Below are 21,927 nucleotides of genomic sequence, written 5' to 3'. Positions count from 1 at the left end.
GCCCCGCCCATGCTTTTCCCCCGCTTTTTTTGTAAATTTCACTAGGACCCCAACCGCACCCCGTGGGGTTGTGTTTGTCTCGGGGGGGGGGGGGCGCCCCCCCCCCCCCCCCCCCGAAAGGGCCGGGGTGCGGGTGCGCTCTACCAGTTGCAGTGCGATAATGGCCGAGGGCAGCAACATTTGTGTCGCGGCAACATGGTGTTCAGTATAGGCCGTTTCCCGGTTACATATATTGACGACCCCAAGGATACGCCCCTGCAACACGACCGGCAGCATCATCAGATTCTGGCACCCCATGTCGAACACGCGCTGCGAATCGGAAATCTCGGTGGCAATCCCCTGACGGTCAAGGGCCAGCGCATATTGCTGTTCATCAAAGACAATATGCGAAACGTAATCATAGCTGTAAGGGCGGCGCTCTCCAACCGGGAAATGCTTGGTGCTGCTGGACCAGACGCGCACCATGCCGGTGCGATCCTCGGTAAAGCGCAGGACGGTGAACAGCCGCGCCCCGATCATCGCCTGTGCCATATCCTGCAAGGCGATAAGGGCATGTTCCGGCTGATTCTCGCAACGGGAAATCGCCCGGTTGAACACCGCAAAAGCGGCAGCAGGAGGCATCATCATTGGTCTGCTCCGATCAGGGCCACAAGATCATCAACGACCTGGGTCATCAGGGTTTCATCTCTGGCCTCGGCCATCACGCGAATCAGCGGCTCGGTGCCGGACTTGCGGATCAGCAGGCGGCCCTGCCCGGCCAGCCGCGCCTCGGCATCCGCAATCGCGGACTTGACCCCGGCCCGGTCCAGCGGGTCGGTTCCAGCCTGATAACGGACGTTTTTCAGCAGTTGCGGCACCGGGTCGAACTGGCGCATCAGGGCGCTGGCGGGCTTACCGGTCTCGGCCATGGCGGCCAGAAATTGCAGCCCGGCAATCAGCCCATCGCCGGTGGTGGCATAATCGGTCATCACGATATGGCCTGACTGTTCGCCACCCAGATTGAACCCCGCCTCGCGCATCCGCTGCACCACATAGCGGTCGCCAACAGCAGTGCGTTCCAGCCGCACACCCCGCGCCGCCAGAAAGTTTTCCAACCCAAGGTTCGACATCACCGTGGCGACCAGCGCATTGCCTTGCAACCGGCCTTGCTCGGCCCAACGCGCGGCCATCAGTGCCATGATCTGATCGCCGTCGCCGATCTGGCCGGCCTCGTCCACGATCAGCACCCGGTCGGCATCGCCGTCCAGTGCGATACCGACATCTGCACCGCTGTCACGCACCAGTTGTTGCAGCGCCTGCGGCTTGGTCGAACCAACGCCGTCATTGATGTTCAGCCCGTTCGGTTGCACGCCAAGCGGCACCACTTCGGCCCCCAGTTCCCACAAAACGGCGGGGGCGGCACGATAGGCGGCACCATTGGCGCAATCGACCGCGACCTTCAGCCCGTCCAGACGCAAGCCCTGCGGAAAGGTGGTCTTGGCATATTCGACATAGCGGCCCAGCCCGTCCTCGATCCGCTTGACGCGACCGATGTTCTGCGGCTGCGCAAGGCGCAATTCGGTTTCCAGCAGCGCCTCGATTTCGGTTTCGGCAGCGTCGGACAGTTTGAACCCGTCCGGGCCAAAGAACTTGATCCCGTTATCATGCGCTGCGTTATGGCTGGCGGAAATCATGATCCCGACATCGGCCCGCATCGAGCGGGTCAGGAACCCCACCGCCGGCGTCGGCACCGGGCCAAGCAGCAGCACATTCATGCCAGTGCTGGCCAGCCCCGCCGTCAGCGCATTTTCCAGCATATAGCCCGACAGGCGGGTATCCTTGCCGATCACCACCCGATGCCCGTTCTTGCCATCGGTGCGAAAGAACCGCCCCGCCGCCGCGCCCAGTTTCAGCGCCAGTTCCGCCGTCATCGGATAGCTGTTCGCCATCCCTCGCACCCCGTCGGTGCCAAAGAGCTTTCTGCTCATTTGCCTGCTACCTTATTCTGGACGGCTTTGTTCAAAACCGATCTCTACCGCTTTCCACAGCCGGATGCCCTGCACCACGCCTGACACATCGTGAACCCGGTGCATCTGCACCCCCTGCCGGATCGCAGCCAGGCTCAGTGCCAATGTGCCGGGGTCGCGGGATTGTGCATCCTCAACCCTACCGATCGCGCCGATAAAACGCTTGCGCGACAGCCCCAGAAGAACAGCACAGCCAAGGCCGTGAAACAGGGAAATCCGACGTAAAATTGCCAGATTATGCGCTTCAGTCTTGCCAAAACCGATACCCGGATCAACAATAATATGACTGCAAGGTATACTTTCCGTTACGGCACTTTTGACGCGATTTTCCAGCGCCTCATAAACATCAAGTAAAACATCACCGTAGCGGGGATCGTCCTGCATGGTCTCGGGGAGGCCCTGAGCGTGCATCAGGCATACCGGCGCGTTACGGGACGCAACCAGAGCGTGCATTTCGGGGTCGAAGTCGAATCCTGATACGTCATTGACCAGCCCCGCCCCCGCATCCAGAGCGGCGCGGGCGACGCTGGCCTTACGCGTGTCCACGCTGATCGGCGCGGCCCCTGACAGGGCGCTGATAACCGGAACCAGCCGGGCGATTTCCTCGGCCGCGGGAACCTCACGCGCACCGGGGCGGGTCGATTCGCCGCCGATGTCCAGAATATCCGCCCCCGCCGCGATCAGCGCATGGCCGTGGGCAATCGCATCTGCCGGGTCCAGCCATTGCCCGCCGTCAGAAAAACTGTCCGGGGTCACATTGACGATCCCCATGACCGAAGGCCGCTCCATCGTGATGCCGAGAATCGGCGGGCGTGGCGCGGTCAGACGCAGGCGCCAGTCATCGGGCAGTTCGCTGGCAGGCAGGATGCGCGGCGGCTGACCACGGCGTAAATGCTCAACCTGAGCAAAGCGGGTCCAGCCCCCCGCCAATGACAGCGAATCCGCCGGCGCTTCATGCGCGGGCAGCGGCAAAGGGCGAAAGAAATCGCGGCTCATGTATCGGGCCAGTCTCGCAAGGGAATATGGGTGTCAGGGGCGATCACGCCAGTTGGCAGCAGCAGCGCCTCGGCCCGCATCCGCTCGGCCAGCCAGACCGCCAGCGGCAACGGCTGTGCGGCCAGCCCCGGCACATCGGCAATCATCCGCGCGGGCGCCCAAATCACCGCCCTGCCCTCGGCCACGGCCCAATCCAGTTCGGTGCGGGAATCGACCACCGTCAGGCCAAGCCGCGCTGCCAGCACCCAGGCGGCCTGATCCAGCGCCAGAAGGCGCACGCGCCGGTCCTCTCCGCCGCCGGGCAGGGGCAGATCCGGCGCATCCGGCACCACAATCACGGCACCATCGGGCAGACGTGCCTCGCCTGCTTCAAGTGCAACCAATGGGCGGCTACTGACGGTGCCATCGGCATCGACCCGCCCGGCGCGGCGCGACAGCGTGACCCCCAACGCGCCCGGCAACCGGTCCAGCTTTTCGACCGACACCATCACCCCGGCAGCGCGGGGATGGCGCAGCACTTCGGCTGCAATCTTTTCGGCCAGTGTTTCCAAAAGGTTATATCGCTGATCCGCCAGCCCTGTGGCAACCGCATCGGTCAGCACGTCATAAGACAGGATGCGGTCCACATCGTCGTGAATGTCACGCATCTGTTCGGCCAGCTCGACCTCGACATTGAAGCGCAGGCGTTGCTCATGGCCGCGTTCCGTCTGAAACGCGCCAATATCAGCCGTCAGGATATAATCGCGCAAGTGAATACGGTCGGGTCGGTCCATGCGCCGGATGTCTCAGGAAAAAGGCCCCGCCGCAAGTGGCAGGGCCAAAACGTGGCAAGATCAGTTCGAGGCCAGCCGCTGACCGCCACCCTGACGATAGAAGATATGCGCCCCGATCTGCGTGGTGCGCGTGAACCGTTTGGCCCATGCCGGGCGCACACGCGGCGTATGGAAATAGGTCGCGCCACCCGTCAGATTGCGCGGCGCACCCGAAAGCGCCTCAACCGCGACCTGATGCACCCGTGCATAGGCCGCTTTGTTGCGGATCTGACGGGAACCCTGGAACGTATAGCTGAACTGTCCGCGCTGGTTAATTACTGCGCAAACACTGTTCGGGAAGCGGCTGCTGTCCACCCGGTTCAGGATCACCTCGGCCACGGCCCGCTGGCCGTTGCGTGGCTCGCCACGGGCCTCGAAATACAGCGCCTCGGCCAGACATTGCAGGTCGCGGTCCGAAACGGCGCCGCCCGTGCTGGCCAGATGCAATTGTTCGGGGCCACCCGACACAACAATCGGCACTTCACGGGTGGTATGGGTCATACGCTCGGCATTGCGGCGCTGCATCTGTTCCATCCGCATCTGATAGGCAATGGAGTTACCTTCTGCATGAGCAGCCACCGGAGCGGTCATAGGCAGGGCGACGGCAACACACACAGTCAGTCGCGCAATCCAGTCGGTCAAGTTACGCATCAAAGCGGTTTCCTGTTTCGATCCTGAACGAGCTTCGTTCGGTTTTATGGTAAGGCCCCACGCATTACCGTGGGGCGGTTCGTGATGGCATACGCAACGGATCGTGCGACGCGCCACTCACACCCATGAGATTTGGACCGATTAGGCTGATTTGACCGCAAACCGGCAGAAACCCGCCGACATAATATTGGTTAATGGGCCGATTTTTGCGATTTGTCGCCCGTGTCACAACGTCAAAGCCTGACGGCGCGAGATGTCCCACCCCGCCGCCAGCAGCGATTCACGCGCCCCTGCCAGCCGCGCCAAAGGCACCCGGAAAGGCGAGCAGGACACATAATCGAATCCCGCCCGGTCACAAAAGGCGATGGATTCCGGGTTGCCGCCATGTTCGCCGCAAACGGAAATCCGAATCGCCGGCGCCGTCGCCCGTGCGCGCCCGGCACCGATGGTCAGCAATTCGCCCACGCCCTCGGCGTCGAGAATGTGGAACGGGTCTTCGGCATAGACCCCCTGCCCGACATAAGCCCCCATAAAGCGCCCCGCATCATCGCGCGACAGCCCATAGGTCATTTGCGTCAGGTCATTGGTGCCAAAGGACAGGAACGCCGCATGGCGGGCAATATCCCCTGCCCTCAGGGCCGCGCGTGGGGTTTCCACCATCACCCCCAGCCGGTAATCGAATTCGGCCCCGGTTTCATTCCGCACCGCCGCAGCCACGGCATCGACGCGGGTTTTCACCAGCTCGACCTCGCGCATGGCTGAAACCAGCGGGATCATCACTTCGGGAACCACGGGAGCGCCGTTGCGGCTGGCCTCGATTGTGGCCTCAAAGATGGCGCGGGCCTGCATGTCATAGATTTCCGGCATGGCGATCCCCAGGCGAACCCCGCGCATCCCCAGCATCGGGTTGAACTCGGTCAGCGATTCGACGCGTCGGGTCACATCCGACAAGGGCAGGTCCAGCGACTCAGCCAGCTCGCGCAGACCCTCGCGGTCATGGGGCAGGAACTCATGAAGGGGCGGATCAAACAGGCGGATCGTGACCGGCAGGCCGGACATGATCTGGAACAGCGCCACGAAATCGGCCCGCTGCATCGGCAAGATCCGCGCCAGCGCCAGTTGCCGGTCGGCTGCGCTGTCGGCAAAGATCATCTCGCGCATGGCGGGCAGGCGATCTTCGTCAAAGAACATATGCTCGGTCCGGCACAGCCCGATCCCCTGCGCCTTGAAACGGCGGGCGGCGTGGGCGTCCTCGGGCGTGTCGGCATTGGCACGGACCCCCATGCGGCGATGTTCGTCGGCCCAGTCAAGAAGCTGGTTGAAATCCTCATCCAAGGCAGGCGGCAGCAGGGTCGCTGCCCCGGCCAGAACCTCGCCCGACGTGCCGTCGATGGTGATTTCCTCGCCTTCGCGCAGGCTGCGCTGACCAACGATCAGACTGCGGTTGCGCGGGTCGATGGTGATGCCGCCCGCGCCGACGATGCAAGGCAAGCCAAGGCCGCGGGCAATCACCGCCGCATGGCTGGTCATGCCGCCGCGCTCGGTCAGCACGGCCGCGGCGGCGTGCATGCCACGAATATCGCCCGGCACGGTTTCACGCCGCACCAGCACGCTGGCCTCGCCCCGCGCGGCTGCGGCCTGAGCGGCGGCGGCGGTAAAGACGATGCGCCCGGTCGCGGCACCGGGACTGGCGTTGATGCCGCGCGTCAGCAAATCGCGCGGGCTGCGCGGATCAACCTGATGATGCAGCAGATCCGACAGCGCCCGTGGCTGAACCCGCAACAGGGCTTCCTCGGGGCGGATGATCCCATCCCGCGCCAATGCCACCGCCACCCGCACCTCGGCCCGAGAGCTGCGGCTGACCCGCACCGCGTCGATCAGCGACAAATCTCCGTCGGCGACAACGAATTCGATGTTCATTTCCTCGCGCAGACGTTCACGGGCGGCGGTGCCAAAGCGAACAAGATCTGCGAAAACTTCGGGCGCGGCTTCCTCAAGCGAGGGGCCGCGCGGATCGCGGGTCAGATACAGGGTTTCCCCTGCTGCCGCAGCAGCGCCTTGCGACTGACCCCGAAAGCGCCCGGTAATCCCCGGCGCACCCGTCACCGCGTCGATAAACTGGATACTGCCCGAGCCGGTGATCCCCGGTCCAAGCGCCAGCGCCATTTCCTGCACGACCAGCCCCAGCGGCGCATCCGCAGGCGCGCCCTTGGCCTGCCGCAGCAGCCGTGCGGTCGGCCCGTCCCATGCCCGCGCCATGGATCGAAGCACCTCGGCCAGTTGCCGGGCCGGGTCTTGGGGGAAATCCTCGTCCGTCTCATTGCGATAGGCGCGGCGCAGCGCCTCGGGGCTGTCGCCCTGCTCATCGAACATATCCGGGTCCAGCCGCGCAACATGAACCGCATAGGCCCGGATAAAACCCGCATAGATCGCATCGGCGGCCTGCCGCCCAAGGCGTTGCGTCAGATCGGCGTGGCGTGCGTCGTTCATTCCGACATTCAGCACCGTGCCAGGCCCGCCCCATTCCGGTTCCCGTGCCGAGGGCCGCACGCTGACCAGCCGATCTGCCACCACCGCCGCCAGCCGGGGCGACGCCGCGACCCGCCCCTGCGCAATCGCCCGAACGGCATCAAAAGACAGCGCAAAACTTTGCGGCACCGGCAAATCCATGCGAATCAGCCGTTGCAGACATTTCGCCCGCCAGCCATGCAGATCCCGAGACACCCCGGCCGAGGGGGTGATTTCGATAACCGCATCAGGCTGTTCCAGCGTATCCATGCGGCAAGGCTTACGCCCAATCGCCGCGCTGCCGCAAGGGCAAAGGGGGCAGCGCCCCGGTCTGTCGGTTCAGCCCTCGATCCGTGCGAAATCTGCAATCTGACGCCCGGCCTCGCGGATGCGGGACAACAGGTTCAGACGGTTGCGGCGGATGATCTGCTGATCGGTATTGACCTGCACCGCCTCGAAAAAGGCGTCGATTGGTGCGCGCAGGGCGGCAATGGCGGACATGGCTGCGGGGTAATCCTCGGCCGTGATGGCCGCCGCGATGCCCGGCTCGGCCGTATCAAGCGCGGCAAACAGGGCACGTTCCTGATCGGTTTCCGCAAACTTCGGATCGGCGCCGAAGGAATATTCCACCCCGTCGGCAGCCTCGGCCTGACCCAGAATATTGGCGGCGCGTTTCAGCCCTTGCAGCAGGTTGGTGCCATCCTCGGTTTTGAGCATATCATTCAGCGCCGTGGCGCGGGCGACAACGGCGGTCAGATCGTCATTGCCGGGCATGGCCAGAACGGCGTCAATCACATCATGGCGGATGCCTTGATCGCGCAGATAGACCTTTAAGCGGTCATGGAGGAAGGCGAGGAGGTCTCCCCCGTCCGTGTTCGGATAGCCTTTATCAAAGATCGGCAGCAACCCGACCCGCACCCCATTCCCCAACACCAGCCGGATCACCCCAAGCGCGGCGCGGCGCAGCGCAAAGGGATCTTTCGACCCGGTGGGCTTTTCGTCGATAGCCCAAAAGCCGGTCAGGGTGTCGATTTTATCGGCCAGCGCGACGGCGACCGAGACGGGTTCCGTTGGCACATCATCCGAAGGCCCAAGCGGCGAATAATGGTCGCGGGCAGCGTTGGCGACGGCATCAGATTTGCCAGCAGCCAGCGCGTAATAGCGGCCCATGGTGCCTTGCAATTCGGGAAACTCGCCCACCATATCGCTGCGCAGGTCCAGCTTGGCCAGCTCGGCGGCGCGAGCGGCCTGATCGGGGTCAGCCCCGACCACCGGCGCGATCTCGCGGGCCAGCGCGGTGATACGGGCGATGCGGTCGGCCTGCGATCCCAGCTTGTTGTGGAAGGTCACGGATTTCAGCCCTTCGGCCCAATCCTTCATCCCTGCCTTGGCCTGCCGCTGGTCGTTGTCCCAGAAGAACAGCGCATCCGACAGCCGCGCCGCCAGCACGCGCTGGTTGCCGTGCAGGATGGTCGCACCATCGTCGGGGGTTTCGATATTGGCAACGGTCACGAAGCCCTCGATCCGCCCCGTTGACGGGTTGCGGGCCGAGAGGAACTTTTGATGTTCCTTCATCGAGGTTTGCAGCACCTCGGGCGGCAGGGTCAGGAAGCGGTCCTCGATCAGCCCCATCAGCGGCACCGGCCATTCCACCAGACCTGCCAGTTCGCGCATCAGCCCGTCGTCTGGCACGATCTGCCAGCCCCGCGCAAATGCCAGATTTTCGGCCTGCGCACGAATTTCAGCCTCACGCTCGGCAGGGTCCAGCATCACCTTTGCGCGGCGCAGTTTGGCGGCGTAATCGTCAAATCCCGCAACCGTGAAGCTGTCGGGCGACATGAAGCGATGCCCGCGCGTTGTGTTGCCCGAGGCGATGCCGTCAATGTCCAGCGGCACCACCTGCGCCCCGGCCTCATCAGAGAGGATGCAGAGGATCGAATGCAACGGCCGCACCCAGCGCAGATTGCCCGCGCCCCAGCGCATCGACTTGGGCCAGGGAAAGTTGCGGATGGTGGCTTCCAGCGCCTCTGCCACAATTTCCGCCGCCGGGCGGCCGGGGCGTTCGATCACGGCAAAGAACACCTCGGCTTTTTTATCGGCGCGGCGTTCAAGCTGATCCACCGACAGCCCGGTCGAGCGCAGGAACCCGTCCAGCGCGGCCTGCGGTGCGTCCACGCGCGGGCCTTTGCGCTCCTCGCGAGTGGTGGGGCTGTGAGCGGTCAGCCCCTCGACGGTCAGGGTCAGGCGGCGCGGCGTGGAAAACGCCCCGGCACTGGCATAGGTCAGCCCGGCCTCGACCAGCGCATCCGTCACCAGCTTGCGCAGATCCTCGCGCGCTTTGGCTTGCATCCGCGCGGGGATTTCCTCGGAAAACAGTTCGATCAGCAGGTCGGGCATTATTCGATGACCCTTCTTTCTTCGGCGGAGTCGTTAAGCTGGTGCCACGCAAAGGCGCGGCCATCGGGATAGACGGCAATCACGCGATCCACGCCGGGGCGGATGTCGCGCTGTGCCAGATAGGCATGGGCTGCACCGCTGGCCAGATCGGCCGTCAGGGCACGGGCGGAATAGCATTTGAACCAGTTCGGCCCGTTCAGCGGCGTGGGCGCATCATAGGGGGCCGCAGCCTCGGCCTGTGCCACATCGACCGCAAAGCAGGCCCGATAGCGCAGCGGCGAGGACGTGGCGTCGATCCCCCTGAAATCCGTAATCGGCAGCGGTGCGGACTGTCCATCCGGCAGGGTCAGGGTGATGGCCTGCGTGTCATGCAGCTCTGTCACGTCCTCGTAAAAGCCATAAACTTGCAGATACCAGACCGCCGCCGCCGTCAGCGCGGCAACCAGCAGCAGCATGGAACCGACGATCTTGCCGTTCATTGCACGCCCCCTGTTGCCGCATCGGTGGTCACGAACAGATCGGCGCACGCCTTGGCCAGCGCCCGAACCCGGCCGATGTAAGCCTGACGCTCGGTCACGGAGATCACCCCGCGCGCATCCAGCAGGTTAAACAGATGGCTGGCCTTGATCGCCTGATCGTAGGCAGGATGCGCCATCGGAATACGGCGACCGGCGCTGTCGGTGTCCGTGGCGGCAAGGATGCGCGCACATTCAGCCTCGGCATCCTTGAAGTGCTGGAACAGCATATCCGTATCGGCCTGCTCAAAGTTCCAGCGCGAATATTCCTGTTCGGTCTGGCGGAAGATGTCGCCATAGATCAACGGAATCGGGCTGTCGGGGTCGTTGAAGGGCATGTCCATCACATGCTCGACACCAAGCACATACATCGCCAGACGCTCCAGCCCATAGGTCAGCTCACCTGACACGGGGCGGCAGTCATGGCCGCCGACCTGCTGGAAATAGGTGAACTGGCTGACCTCCATGCCGTCGCACCAGACCTCCCAGCCAAGACCCCATGCGCCAAGCGTCGGGCTTTCCCAGTCATCCTCGACAAAGCGGACATCGTGAATCAGCGGGTCCAGCCCGATGGCGCGCAGAGAACCCAGATACAATTCCTGCAAATCCGGGGGCGATGGTTTGATAATCACCTGATATTGATAATAGTGCTGAAGTCGGTTCGGGTTCTCGCCATAGCGGCCGTCGGTCGGGCGGCGCGAGGGTTGCACATAGGCCGCCGCCCATGGCCGCGACCCAAGGCTGCGCAGGGTCGTGGCCGGGTGGAAGGTTCCCGCGCCAACCTCCATATCATAGGGTTGCAGCACCGCGCACCCCGTTGCCGCCCAATAGTTTTGCAGGCGCAAAATCACCTCCTGGAAAGAGCGGGGCTTGTCGGGGCTGGTCATCGGGGCGTCCTTCCGGCTATTGGTCGCAGGCGCTCGCACCTTTAGGCAGGTCGCGGGCAAGGGTCAATCATGGGGGCCAATTATGCGTCTGAAACTTATTCTTGCCGCCGCCGTTCTGGCCGGGCCTGCAGTGGCCGAGGATGCGATGATCCGGGTCGAGGCCGTCCGGGCCGCGCAGGTCGAGCAGGCGCTGGCCCGCTGGCGCACGGAGTTTCCTGATGCCGTGGCGGTGCCGCAGCCGGGGAGCAACTGGACAGTCATCGCGGTCGGTCCGCAGGACGCCTCTGCCGCCGCCGACCGCATGGCCGGGCTGAAATCCGAGGGCAAGATCCCCGCTGATTCCTACCTGACCGCACCCGATGGCCGCACCCGGATCAGCGTCACGGCGGAAGCTGCCAGTCCGGCACCCGTGTCCCCTCCGATCGAGGAAGCCCCCGCAAGTGCCGCGATTACCGAGGCCGCACATCAAGCCGAGGCAGAAACCGAAGCCGCGACCAATCTGGCCGCTGAACCTGCTCAACCTGCCGCTGAAACCCCGCCGCCGGCCCCATGGCTGGCGCAATCCTTCATCCGCCTGCGCGCCCTGCAAGACCGCGCCGAGGCCGAGGCTGCCCTGACCGAAGCACGGGCGCAATTCCCGCAGGCCGGGCTTTGGGCCTTGCCCGATGGCTGGTTCGCGCTGGCGCTTGGCCCGATGGATGCAGAGGCCGCAAGCGCATGGACTCCGGCGCTGAAACAGGCCGAGGCCATCGCCAGCGATGCGTTCGCCACCACCGGCGACAAGATGGGCGAGCCGCTGGATATGGGCAGCGGCGAATTGCCCGCACCGCCCGCCGCCCCTGTCGCGTTGCCGCCGCTGGATCAGGCGCAGCAAGCATTGCGTTGGGCGGGCTTCTATGATGGCACCATCGACGGCAAGGATGGCCCGAAAACCCGCAGCGCCATCGCCCGCGAAATCGCCGCCGCGCAAATCTCGACCGACCCCGGCACCGCGCTGGCGGCGCTGATCGAACGCCGGACGGAATGGCGCAATCAGATCGGGCTGGAAAATCTGGATGACCCGCACAGCGGGCTGTCGCTGACCGCGCCGCTGGACCGGATCGTGCATCGCCGCGATCAGGGGCCGTTCTCGATCTATGGGCCAAAGGATAGCTCGGATGCGGCGCTGATCCTGATTGCCGATCAAGGCGATGCCGCGCGGGTGCAGGAACTGGCAGGGATGATTACCGCGCTTGGCTGGGTGCCTGAACCCCAGCGTCACAGCGAATCGGGGCGGCTGTATCTGAGCGGCGCCAATACCGATTACACCGCACGGGCCGAGCTGATCCGCGACGGCCAGAGTATTCGGGGCTTTGTGCTGATCTGGCCATTGCGGGATGCGGCAAACCTGCCCCGCATCGCTGCCGAGATCGAGGACAGCCTGCGCCCGACCCCACAACCGGAACCAGAACCGGAAACTGAAACCGCGGCACCGGCCGAGGCGGACAGCGCCGGAAACTGATCCGAAAATCTGCCTCTGCGCGGGCCGCTTTACCAGCGGCCCAGCCAGCGTTGTTTGATTGGCGCACCCCGCTCCAGCCACCAGACCGAAACCCACCACAGGGCCAGCACGCTCCAGACATCGACCAGCAGCTTTGCGCCCCGGCTTTGCTCGGGTGGGTTCATCTGCAAGGCATCGCCAAGCACCGACAGCAGCACGCAAAGCACAAAGGACCACAACCCGCCGCGCCCGATGGTTTGCAGCGCCCTGCCCGCGCCGGTGGCGGCCAGAACCTCCAGCGGTCGGGCCAGCGGCACCGCGACCAGCCAGCTTGCCGCCATGATCGCCAGATAGCGGGTGCCATCCAGCCGCCATTTGTCGATCTCGCCATAAAGCACTTTCAGCGCGTCACGCAGCGGGCGGGCGTCTTCGCCAAACTTGGCCGCAATCACGATACTGCTGCCGAACAGGAACATCCCGGTCGCCAGCGTGGTCAGCAAGGCCGAATGGCGGCGCAGAACCGGCATGAAATCCGCCCGGAACAGGCCCATCGCTACCCCGGAAAAGAACAGCATCTGCCAGCCGAACGGGTTGAACAGCAGCCCGCCCGTGCGCTGATTCGGGATGAGGCTGTTGAACAGCGGCGCAAACCACCACAGCACCAGCGACCCTGCCGCAAAAGCCCAGGGCCAGCGCAGCATGACCGGCACCAGCAGCGGCACCAGCGCAATCAGGATCACATAGACCGCCAGAACATCCAGCAAGTTCGGCTGCATCCACATCAGCGCGACCGACCCCATATACCCCAGCGGATTGTCCAGCATCCAACCTGCATAGGCGTTCCACACCGCCGTGTGCCGGAAACCAAACGCCAGCAACAGCGCCGACAGCAGCGCCAGCACAACCGCGCCGATCAGCAGCGCCCGCCAGACCTGAAACGCCCGCAGCGCAAAGCGGCGCTGCGCGGCGGCACGACCGGATTTGCCCTCGACACCTTTCCAGACCAGACCGACCAGAAAGCCGGACAGCAGAACAAACAGTTCCGCCGCATCAAAGATCGAAAAATTGGCCAGCGTATAACCACGCGCCACGCCGATGGGCATGTGGTCCAGCATGATGCAGACCAGCGCGTAACCGCGCAGCATATCCAGCGCAATCAGGCGTTTCATGCAGGCAAGGCCGCGAATTGATCCAGCAGGCGCGGGTCAAGGATCAGCGCCATCCGCTCGGGCCGGTCTAGGAAAGTCAACGCCTCGGCCCGGCTGCTGGCCGCATCCAGCTTGGCGCGGGCGGTCAGCGCCGGCAGGCGGCGCGCAGGGGGCAGGTCATTGGACACTGCGGGTAGCACCGACAAATGCCGCGCCCGCAAATCCGCATCGGCCAGTTGCGCAATCGCTGCATCACCCGCCAGCGGTTGCGGCAGGCGCCGCGTCGCCTGCCCCGAGGCCGAAACGATCGCAGGCGGGTCGCGTTCTTCGGGTGTGACCAGCAGGCCCCGCATCCGCGCCCAACGCCCGAACACCGGGCTGGCGGAATAGCGCGAGGTGACAGGCGACAGGATCAGCCCGGCCAGAATCGGCGACAGCCAGATCAATTGCGCAGGCGAAAAGCTGGCCAGCACCAGCAACGTGCCAAGCCCCAGCGCCACATGCCAGCCATGGCGACGCAGCACCATCGACCACGACGGCATCGCGCCCTGACGCAATTGTGCCTCCCAGCCACTATCGCGACCCAGCAGGATGTCCCCGATCTGCCGCGTTTGGGTCAGCATCTGAACCGGGGCGATCAGCGCCGAGAGGGTGATTTCAAACAAGCCACTGGCCATCAGACGCCGCTTGCCGCCCGCGTTCCGCGCCAAAGGTCGCAGCCATGCGCGAAACAGCGCCACCAGTTTGGGCAGCAACAGGCAGCCCATCGCCGCAGCGAACAGCCAGAACATGCGCCGCGAATCAAACACCGGCCAGTCGGGGAAAAGCTGATAGGTCGAAGGGAAATATTCCGGCGTTGACAGCAGCACCACCGCCGACAGCACCAGCCCGACCAGCAGCATCGCCAGCCAGATCGGCGACATCACGAAACCAAGTATCCCGATGACGAAATGCACCCGGCTGACCCATGACAGCCCGCGCATCCCAATCAGCCGGGCGTGTTGCAAATTGCCCTGCGCCCAACGGCGTTCACGCACCGCCATATCCAAAAGCGTCGGTGGGCAGCCCTCATAGCTGCCGCGCAGGTCGTGATCCAGCCGCACCTTCCAGCCCGCACGGACCAGCAGCGCGGCCTCGACGAAATCATGCGACTGGATATTGCCGCCAAAGGGCGGCCGCCCCGGCAGATGCGGCAGGCCGCATGTCGCGGCAAAAGCATCCATGCGGATAATCGCGTTATGGCCCCAGTAATTGCCCTGATCGCCAGACCAGGCCGCCACGCCCCGCGCAATCATCGGCCCATAAATCCGGCCCGCAAATTGCGTCAGCCGGGCAAAGATCGTCTCGGCTCCGACCAGCATCGGCATGGTCTGGATCAGCGCCAGCGCCGGATCGGCGGCAAGCCGGTCCGACAGCGTTTTGATGGTATCCCCCGACATCATGCTGTCGGCATCCAGCACGACCATCTGATCGTAACGCCCGCCCCAGCGACGGATGAACTCTGCCAGATTGCCGGTTTTGCGGTCGGTGTTGTTCTCGCGCCAGCGATACCAGATCGGAATTGGTGCGGCCTGCCGGGCAGCTTGCACCGCCAGCGTCTCGCCCGCCACCACCGAAGGGTCGCGGCTGTCGGACAGCACGAAAATCTCGGTGCGGTGTCCAATGCCAGCAGCAGCGATTTCCGCAGCCATGGCCGAGAGAATCCCCAGACTGTTGGCCGGGTTCTCGTGATAGATCGGCATGACCACCACCAGCCGCGCATCATTCACCGCCGGAACCTTTGGCGCTGGCCGCGCGAACAGCCCGGCCAGCAGCGTAGTCAGCGAAAACCCGACCCATGCAAAGGTGATGGTGAACAGGCCAAGCAGCACATATTGCAGCAGCGTTCCCCGGTCGCCAAAGGTCAGCAGCATTTGCTGAAAGCCAAACACCGCAATCGCCAGCGCCCCGCCAAAAGCCACCAGCCGCGCCAGTGCTACCCACACGCCCGGCCAACGTCGCCGGGCCGGGCCGGCAGGCGGCGGGGCACTGAAATCCTGCGCCGGGAAATCCAGCGGTGCCTCGGGTGGCATGGGGGCGGCCGTCAAACTCATAGCGTCCAGCGTGCCACCCATGTTTCCGACAACGCCCCATCCGGTCCGTTCAAAACCGCCGAAATATCAGCCAGACTGGCACTTTCGGGACGAAACTCGAAGGACAGGCGCATGACACCATATTCCGGCAATCGCTGCACTTGCGCGCTGCCAAGCACCCCGGCGGAAGCTGAAACACGGGCCTCCGGGTCCGTATCGCCAAAAGCCCGCAAATCGAAATCAATCACATAGCTGCGCGAATCGCGTCCATTCACCGATTTCCCCGAGCGCGTCTGAACAATCCGCGCCCGCGGCGGCTGCGGCACCGCCAAAGGTGCGAAAACCAGCCGGTAGGCGGCATCGAACCGCTGCCCTGCTTTCAGTCCTGCCTTGGGCCGCCAGAAGCTGACGATGTTGTCGTTGAACTCATTGGCGACGGGGATTTCCACCAGCGAAACGACGCCTTCGCCCCAATCACCTTCCGGCTCGATCCAGGCCGAGGGTCGCTTTTCATACCGCGCTTCGGCATCCTGAAAATCCTCGAAGCGGCGGCTGCGCTGGATCAGGCCAAAGCCCTTGGGATCACGGTCCATAAAGGCCGACATTTGCAAATTGCGGTGGTTTTCCAGCACTCGCCAAAGCTGTTGCCCCGCGCCGGTGGTCATCTGCAAGCCGTCGCTGTCATGCACCGCCTCGCGGTAATCATCGACACCAGAGCGATTCGCCGGGCCAAACCAGAACATCGAGGTCAGCGGCGCAATGCCCAATTCCCGCACATCGCGCCGCGGGAACAGCGCCAGACGCGTCGTCAGCACGGTTTCCGCGCCGGGAACGGCATAAAACTCGAACGCGCCTGCAACCGACTGACTATCCAGCAGGGCATAGATCAGCACCCCATCGGCCCCCGGTTCAGGACGGTGCAGCCAGAAATCGGTGAAGGTCGGGAACTCCTCGCCCGCCGGGCTGCCTGTGCCGATTGCCAGCCCCCGCGCCGACAGGCCGTAAAGCGTGTTACGGGCCACGGCGCGGAAATAGCTGGCGCCTTGGAACACCAGAAACTCATCCATCACATCGGGACGGTTCAGCCGGGTGCGGATGCGGAACCCCGACCAGCCCATATTACCCACATTTTCCAGATCGGCCCCGTCCGGGAATTGCGACGGGTCGAAATCCAGCATCTGCGCCGAAAAATCTAACGGCGTCGCCGCGCCATCAACCACCAGATTGATCTTGACCGGCTGGCTGAACAGCCCACCCGGCGGCAGCAGATCTACGGCGAAATCATCCTGTTCGGTCCATGGGTCCATCTCGCGGCGAAAGCGGATCGCCCGATACTGGTCATAGTTCAGGTCTGCGAAACTGCCGGTCAGCGTGGCTTTGGGGGCCTGAAACGGTGCTGCCGCACGCTCGCGTGCCAGAGCCGTCAGGCTGTCAAAGCCGAAACCCAGTGTCTGCGGCGACAGCGCCGGAAAATCCGCCGCAGGGCTTTGTGCCTGCGCCAGCCCTGTTGCCGCCGAAAACCCGGCAAGAGCAGTCGCAGAGGACAGGAAATGGCGTCGATTCACGGCGGGCATCCTTTTCAAACCTGCGCTTCAATATGCCTCACCCAAACGTCGGGCAAGACCTATGCGCATAAGCCTTTGTGATCGGCGGACTACTGCCCCCAAACGCCTAGGCCAAACGCTTAGGAAAGCGGTGCAGTCTGCCACAGCCGCACCTTCAGCCCGCCATGCGCCACGATCGGGCCGGGCGGCAGGAACGGCAGGCCAGTGGCACGGGCAAGGCCGCCCTCGCTGGTGATAATCGCCGCCCGCCAACCCGCAAAGCGGCTGCGCAGGGTCTCACCAATAGCGGCGTGCAGCCCGTAAAGCGCCCCTTTATTGCCGATTCGCGCACCGTAGGGCGGGTTGATAATCACCAGACCCGGTGGACCTTCGGGCTGCGTCAGGTCCGAGACCGCCGCATGGGTAAAGCCGCACAGATCCGCCACCCCTGCCCGTTCCGCATTGGCGCGGGCCGAGGCCACCGCCCCCTGATCGCGGTCGCTGCCGTAAAAGCGCAAATCGGTCGGACGGGACACCGCCGCACGCATCGCCGCCCATGCCTGCCCGTCAAAACTGGCCAGATTTTCAAAGGCAAAGCTGCGACTGCGCCCCGGCGCAAGGCCTGCCGCAATCTCGGCCGCCTCGATCGGCAGGGTGCCGGAACCGCACATTGGGTCCAGCACGGGTTCCGTGCCGCGATAACCGGCTTCGCGCAGGAACATCGCCGCCATGGTTTCGCGCAGGGGGGCTTTGCCGACCGCCTCTTTATGGCCACGTTTGTGCAATGATTCGCCGGTGGTATCGAGGCTGATGGTGCAGAGGTCATCCTCGATCCGCACCTTGACCACCAGCGCCGCATCATCGGCCAGCGTGGCCCCGAACGCTTCGACCAGCGCCCGCTCGATCCGCTGCGTGGCGGCACCGGCATGATAGATGCGCGACTTACGGCAGCTCACTTCGACCCGCAGCGGCACATCGGGGCGCAGCGTTTCAGCCCATGGAAACTTTCGGGCGCGCTTGTCCAGTTGCGCCAGATGCAACACCCGGAACGCGCCGATCCGCACCAGAACGCGGGTCGCCCCGCGCAGCCACAGGTTCAGCCGCCAGACATCCGGCCAGCCACCGCGAACCGTCACGCCCGCGCCGGTGATTTCAGGGGCATAGCCCAGTTCCCGTGCCTCGGCCGCCAAGGGTGCTTCCAACCCCGGCGTGGCGACAAGAAAGATTTCCAGCGTCTCAGCCATGCGATTCCCCTGCAAACGAAAGCGCCGCCGCCCAAAGGGACGACGGCGCTTTCATGTCAGAAAAGCCAGATCTTACTTGATCTTGCCTTCTTTATATTCAACATGCTTACGAACAACCGGGTCGTATTTGTTGACCGTCATTTTTTCGGTCATCGTGCGGGCATTCTTTTTGGTAACGTAAAAATGCCCGGTCCCGGCGGTCGAGTTCAGACGGATTTTGATCGTCGTCGGCTTCGCCATGGTGTTTGCTCCTGCTGCGGCGGCACCTTTGGCCCGCCGGGAAATCCTGTGAAGCCCGCCTTTTAATGCCGGGCGCGGGTAAGTCAAGCCCTTTTCGGGGCAATTTGCGCGGATGGCCTGTAAGCCGGGTTCTGTTCCGGGGTTGCCCCCTTCGATGACCATTCATCTTGTCCCGCCGTTACCGACGGGCTTTAGCTGCCAACCCGGACCAGCTGAGGGCAAGGCGCCCCCGTCTTGCGACACGCGGTCCCTATTCGGCATTGCTCCCGGTGGGGCTTGCCATGCGAGGACTGTTGCCAGCCCCCCGGTGGGCTTTTACCCCACCGTTTCACCCTTACCCCGGCGAACCGGGGCGGTCTGTTCTCTGTGGCGCTGTCCCTGGGGTTGCCCCCGCCGGGCGTTACCCGGCACCGTGCCTTGATGGAGCCCGGACTTTCCTCGGCTTTCGCCGCGGTCATCCGGCCATCCGCGCAAGGGGCGATATGGCCGTGTCACAGCGGGCTGTCAATGCCGGACCGGGGGCCAGCCCCCGGACCCCCGGGATGTTTACAGACAAAAGATCCCGGAAAGAGCGCATCTTTTGTCTGCAAATATCCGCGGGGGGAGAGCTTGCCGCAGGCAAGATCGGGGGCGGCAGCCCCCTAAGCCAGCGCCCGGACCAGCGCGGCGGCGATACGACGATCTGCCGGCGCTTCGGGACCGTTGGCCCAGGAACGAAAGCGCAGGCGAAAGGCGGCCAGCCGGGTGTGTTCATCGGCAGGTGGATAGCCAATGGTATCCAGCGATGCCGCCAGCGGCAGATCTTCCCCCGGCGCGTCGGGCCAGATCGCCAGCCCTTGCCTCGCCAGACGCTGCCAGTCGAAGCGCGGGCCGGGGTCAGTTTTGCGCCCCGGTGCCATGTCGGAATGAGCGATCACCCCTTGCGGCGGGATGTTCCAGCGAGCCATGATCCCATGCAGCAGGCTTTCCAGCGCGGCCATTTGCGGCTCGGGGAAGGGTTGATCGCCGGTATTTTGCAGCTCAATTCCAATGGAGCGGCTGTTAATGTCATCCAGACCTTGCCATGCCCCTGCCCCTGCGTGCCATGCCCGCTGCCGCTCATCGACAAGCTGTTCAATACGGCCATCAAGGTCGATCAGATAATGGGCCGAAACCTCGGCGGCGGGGTCACAAAGTCGCGCCCGACTGTCGGCACAGCTTGCCATGCAAGTTGTGTGGATCACCACCAACGCAGGCCGCAGCCCATCGCGGCGCGGCCCGTGATTAGGGGAAGCAAACACCGGATCAGACCGGCGGGGCCACATAGCCACGGGTGCTGCCGGTTGCCGGACGCGCCACCGGGGCCGGGCTTGTCACCGTCCCGCTGCGCACCACAGGCACACCAATCACCACCGGATCGCCCTTGATCTCATCGGCGGTCGGCCCATTGAACGGGCGGGTCATCGGAATCACCTGCGATTCCTTACCGCCTTGCATCAAGACCTTTTCCCGGTCGCGCTGATATTCGCCATAAGCCGTTGCATTCATGGTATAATTCGGATTCCAGCCTGCGTTTTCATTGCAGGCCGCAAGCCCAAGAACCGCCAGCACGATCAGTTTCCGCATTCTCGTTCCTTTCCGGCTTATGTGCCGAGCTTACCACCAGCGTTCCGGTTTGGCGACAAAACCCGCCGCACGTTCCAGAACCAGCGCGTGATTCAGCAGATCACCTTCTTCCCACGGACGGCCGATCAGTTGCAGACCCAAAGGCAGTCCCTGCCCGTCCAGCCCGACCGGAACCGAGATCCCCGGCAGCCCGGCAAGGTTCACCGTCACTGTGAACACATCGTTCAGATACATCTGCACCGGATCGGCGTCGGCCATCTCACCCAGACCAAAGGCTGCGCTTGGCGTGGCCGGGGTCAGGATCGCATCGACACCGGCCTGAAACGCCAGATCGAAGTCGCGCTTAATAAGGGCGCGGACCTTGCGGGCGCGGTTGTAATAGGCGTCATAAAAACCCGCCGACAGCACATAGGTGCCGATCATCACCCGGCGCTGCACCTCGGGGCCGAAGCCCTCGGCGCGGGTTTTTCCATACATTTCATTGATGCCATCGCCCTTGCCCAACGTGGCGCGGTGGCCATAGCGCACCCCGTCATAACGGGCCAGGTTGCTCGACGCCTCAGCCGGGGCGATGACGTAATAAGCGGGCAGCGCGTATTTGGTATGCGGCAGGCTGATTTCGACAATCTCAGCCCCGGCATCGCGCAGCATATCGGCGCCCTTCTGCCACAGCGTATCAATCTCGACGGGCATCCCGTCCATGCGGTATTCGCGCGGAATCCCGATCTTTTTGCCGCGGATATCGCCGGTCAGCGCGGCCTCGTAATCCGGCACCGGGCGGTCGGCGCTGGTCGAATCCATCGGATCAACCGAGGCCATGGCGCCCAGCATGATCGCCGCATCGCGCACGGTTTTCGTCATCGGCCCGGCCTGATCCAGAGAGCTGGCAAAGGCGATCGTCCCCCAGCGGCTGACCCGGCCATAGGTCGGTTTCAGCCCGACGATCCCGGTAAACGCCGCAGGCTGACGGATCGAGCCGCCGGTATCGGTGCCGGTTGCGGCCAGACACAGATCCGCCGCCACCGCCGCCGCCGAGCCGCCCGAGCTGCCGCCCGGCGTCAACGCGCGCCCGCCCACCTTCCACGGGTTGACCGCATTGCCATAGGCGCTGGTTTCGTTGCTGGACCCCATGGCGAATTCATCAAGGTTCAGCTTGCCCAGCATGACTGCACCCGCGTCCCACAGGTTGCGGGTCACGGTCGATTCATATTGTGGCACAAAACCTTTCAGGATGTTGCTGGCAGCACGGGTTTCCACGCCCTCGACACAGAACAGATCCTTGATGCCCACCGGCACACCACACATGGCGGGCGCATCGCCCGTGGCCAAGCGTTGATCGGCGGCCCGTGCCATATCCCGCGCCTTGTCGGCGGTGGTCGAGACAAAGGCATTCAGCGCCGCCGCCCCGTCAATGGCGGTCAGGCAGGCTTCGGTCAGCTCAACTGCGCTGGTTTCACGCGCCTTCAGCGCGTCCCGCGCACCGGCAATGGTCAGTTCGTTCAGCTTGCTCATTCCACCACCTTCGGCACGGCGAAAAACCCTTCACGCGCATCCGGCGCATTGGCCAGAATCTTATCCGGCATATTACCCGCCGTCACCACATCCTCGCGGCGCTTGAGGCGCATTTTTTCGACGCCGGTCATTGGCTCAATGCCTTCGACATCGACTTCGTTCAACTGCTCCATGAAATGCAGCATGGCGTTCAGCTCAGAGGCCAGCGCGGGCAGGTCGGCCTCGGCCACGGCGATGCGGGCCAGATGCGCAACCTTGCGGGCCTCGTCTTGGGTGATGGACATGAAGGTTCCTTTCGGTATTGCGGCGG

Annotated in this window: 19 protein-coding genes and 1 other RNA gene; 1 reads left to right on the top strand and 19 read right to left on the bottom strand. The window is 64.1% G+C overall.

Going from position 1 to position 21,927, the window contains the following annotated elements:
* The 9 genes from Q4G24_RS07640 to Q4G24_RS07600 form a co-directional block, all read right to left on the bottom strand.
* Positions 1-627 (bottom strand): GAF domain-containing protein (locus Q4G24_RS07640; RefSeq protein ID WP_303365920.1); only part of this gene is annotated, 627 nt, incomplete at its 3' end.
* Complete coding sequence (gene glmM, locus Q4G24_RS07635; protein ID WP_303365919.1) at positions 624-1,967, bottom strand: phosphoglucosamine mutase; 1,344 nt, start codon at positions 1,965-1,967, stop codon at positions 624-626. The genes Q4G24_RS07640 and glmM, both read right to left, overlap by 4 nt.
* A 12-nt stretch (positions 1,968-1,979) precedes the next feature.
* A complete protein-coding gene (gene folP / locus Q4G24_RS07630) occupies positions 1,980-3,002 on the bottom strand; it encodes a dihydropteroate synthase (protein WP_303365918.1) in 1,023 nt (340 codons plus the stop codon).
* Entirely contained in the window at positions 2,999-3,775 is a 777-nt protein-coding gene (locus Q4G24_RS07625; RefSeq protein ID WP_303365917.1) for a dihydroneopterin aldolase, read from the bottom strand. The genes folP and Q4G24_RS07625 overlap by 4 nt, the downstream gene beginning before the upstream one ends.
* Before the next feature lie 60 nt (positions 3,776-3,835).
* A complete protein-coding gene (locus tag Q4G24_RS07620; RefSeq protein WP_303365916.1) occupies positions 3,836-4,465 on the bottom strand; it encodes a cell wall hydrolase in 630 nt (209 codons plus the stop codon).
* 225 nt (positions 4,466-4,690) lie between these two features.
* Positions 4,691-7,243, bottom strand: a complete 2,553-nt coding sequence (locus Q4G24_RS07615; RefSeq protein WP_303365915.1) for a putative PEP-binding protein — start codon at positions 7,241-7,243, stop codon at positions 4,691-4,693.
* A 69-nt stretch (positions 7,244-7,312) separates the two neighbouring features.
* Positions 7,313-9,370, bottom strand: coding sequence for a glycine--tRNA ligase subunit beta (glyS, locus tag Q4G24_RS07610; RefSeq protein WP_303365914.1), 2,058 nt, complete (start codon positions 9,368-9,370; stop codon positions 7,313-7,315).
* Positions 9,370-9,849 (bottom strand): DUF6446 family protein, encoded by a 480-nt coding sequence (locus tag Q4G24_RS07605; protein WP_303365913.1) that lies wholly within the window; start codon positions 9,847-9,849, stop codon positions 9,370-9,372. Before Q4G24_RS07605 ends, glyS begins: the two co-directional genes overlap by 1 nt.
* Positions 9,846-10,772: a glycine--tRNA ligase subunit alpha gene (locus Q4G24_RS07600; RefSeq protein WP_303365912.1), complete on the bottom strand. Its 927-nt coding sequence runs from the start codon at positions 10,770-10,772 to the stop codon at positions 9,846-9,848. The genes Q4G24_RS07605 and Q4G24_RS07600 overlap by 4 nt, the downstream gene beginning before the upstream one ends.
* Before the next feature lie 82 nt (positions 10,773-10,854).
* Between Q4G24_RS07600 and Q4G24_RS07595 the strand changes: the two genes are divergently transcribed.
* On the top strand, positions 10,855-12,273 hold the full coding sequence (locus Q4G24_RS07595) for a peptidoglycan-binding domain-containing protein (RefSeq protein WP_303365911.1): 1,419 nt from the start codon (positions 10,855-10,857) through the stop codon (positions 12,271-12,273).
* A gap of 29 nt (positions 12,274-12,302) precedes the next feature.
* Here the strand turns inward: Q4G24_RS07595 and opgC are convergent, their stop codons facing one another.
* From opgC to gatC, 10 genes are all read right to left on the bottom strand, one after another.
* Complete coding sequence (opgC, locus tag Q4G24_RS07590) at positions 12,303-13,421, bottom strand: OpgC domain-containing protein (protein ID WP_303365910.1); 1,119 nt, start codon at positions 13,419-13,421, stop codon at positions 12,303-12,305.
* Positions 13,418-15,493, bottom strand: a complete 2,076-nt coding sequence (gene mdoH, locus Q4G24_RS07585) for a glucans biosynthesis glucosyltransferase MdoH (protein WP_303365909.1) — start codon at positions 15,491-15,493, stop codon at positions 13,418-13,420. The genes opgC and mdoH overlap by 4 nt, the downstream gene beginning before the upstream one ends.
* On the bottom strand, positions 15,490-17,037 hold the full coding sequence (locus Q4G24_RS07580) for a glucan biosynthesis protein (RefSeq protein WP_303365908.1): 1,548 nt from the start codon (positions 17,035-17,037) through the stop codon (positions 15,490-15,492). The genes mdoH and Q4G24_RS07580 overlap by 4 nt, the downstream gene beginning before the upstream one ends.
* A 119-nt stretch (positions 17,038-17,156) precedes the next feature.
* A complete protein-coding gene (locus tag Q4G24_RS07575; protein ID WP_303365907.1) occupies positions 17,157-18,260 on the bottom strand; it encodes a class I SAM-dependent RNA methyltransferase in 1,104 nt (367 codons plus the stop codon).
* A 72-nt stretch (positions 18,261-18,332) separates the two neighbouring features.
* Positions 18,333-18,500, bottom strand: a complete 168-nt coding sequence (gene rpmG, locus Q4G24_RS07570; protein WP_011750518.1) for a 50S ribosomal protein L33 — start codon at positions 18,498-18,500, stop codon at positions 18,333-18,335.
* Positions 18,501-18,604: 104 nt separating this feature from the next.
* Positions 18,605-18,970: RNase P RNA component class A (gene rnpB / locus Q4G24_RS07565), an RNA gene on the bottom strand.
* 171 nt (positions 18,971-19,141) lie between these two features.
* Complete coding sequence (locus Q4G24_RS07560) at positions 19,142-19,804, bottom strand: N-acetylmuramoyl-L-alanine amidase (protein ID WP_303365983.1); 663 nt, start codon at positions 19,802-19,804, stop codon at positions 19,142-19,144.
* Entirely contained in the window at positions 19,785-20,105 is a 321-nt protein-coding gene (locus tag Q4G24_RS07555) for a hypothetical protein (protein ID WP_303365906.1), read from the bottom strand. Before Q4G24_RS07555 ends, Q4G24_RS07560 begins: the two co-directional genes overlap by 20 nt.
* Before the next feature lie 30 nt (positions 20,106-20,135).
* Positions 20,136-21,617 carry an Asp-tRNA(Asn)/Glu-tRNA(Gln) amidotransferase subunit GatA gene (gatA, locus tag Q4G24_RS07550; protein ID WP_303365905.1) on the bottom strand — a complete coding sequence of 494 codons (1,482 nt, stop codon included), beginning with the start codon at positions 21,615-21,617 and terminating at the stop codon, positions 20,136-20,138.
* On the bottom strand, positions 21,614-21,901 hold the full coding sequence (gene gatC, locus Q4G24_RS07545) for an Asp-tRNA(Asn)/Glu-tRNA(Gln) amidotransferase subunit GatC (protein WP_303365904.1): 288 nt from the start codon (positions 21,899-21,901) through the stop codon (positions 21,614-21,616). Before gatC ends, gatA begins: the two co-directional genes overlap by 4 nt.
* Positions 21,902-21,927 lie beyond the last annotated feature (26 nt).

It is taken from the genome of Paracoccus sp. (in: a-proteobacteria) (genome assembly GCF_030538695.1).
Lineage (GTDB): Bacteria > Pseudomonadota > Alphaproteobacteria > Rhodobacterales > Rhodobacteraceae > Paracoccus.
Note: the sequence above shows the minus strand (reverse complement) of the source record. Positions and strands in the feature narration are given on the sequence as shown.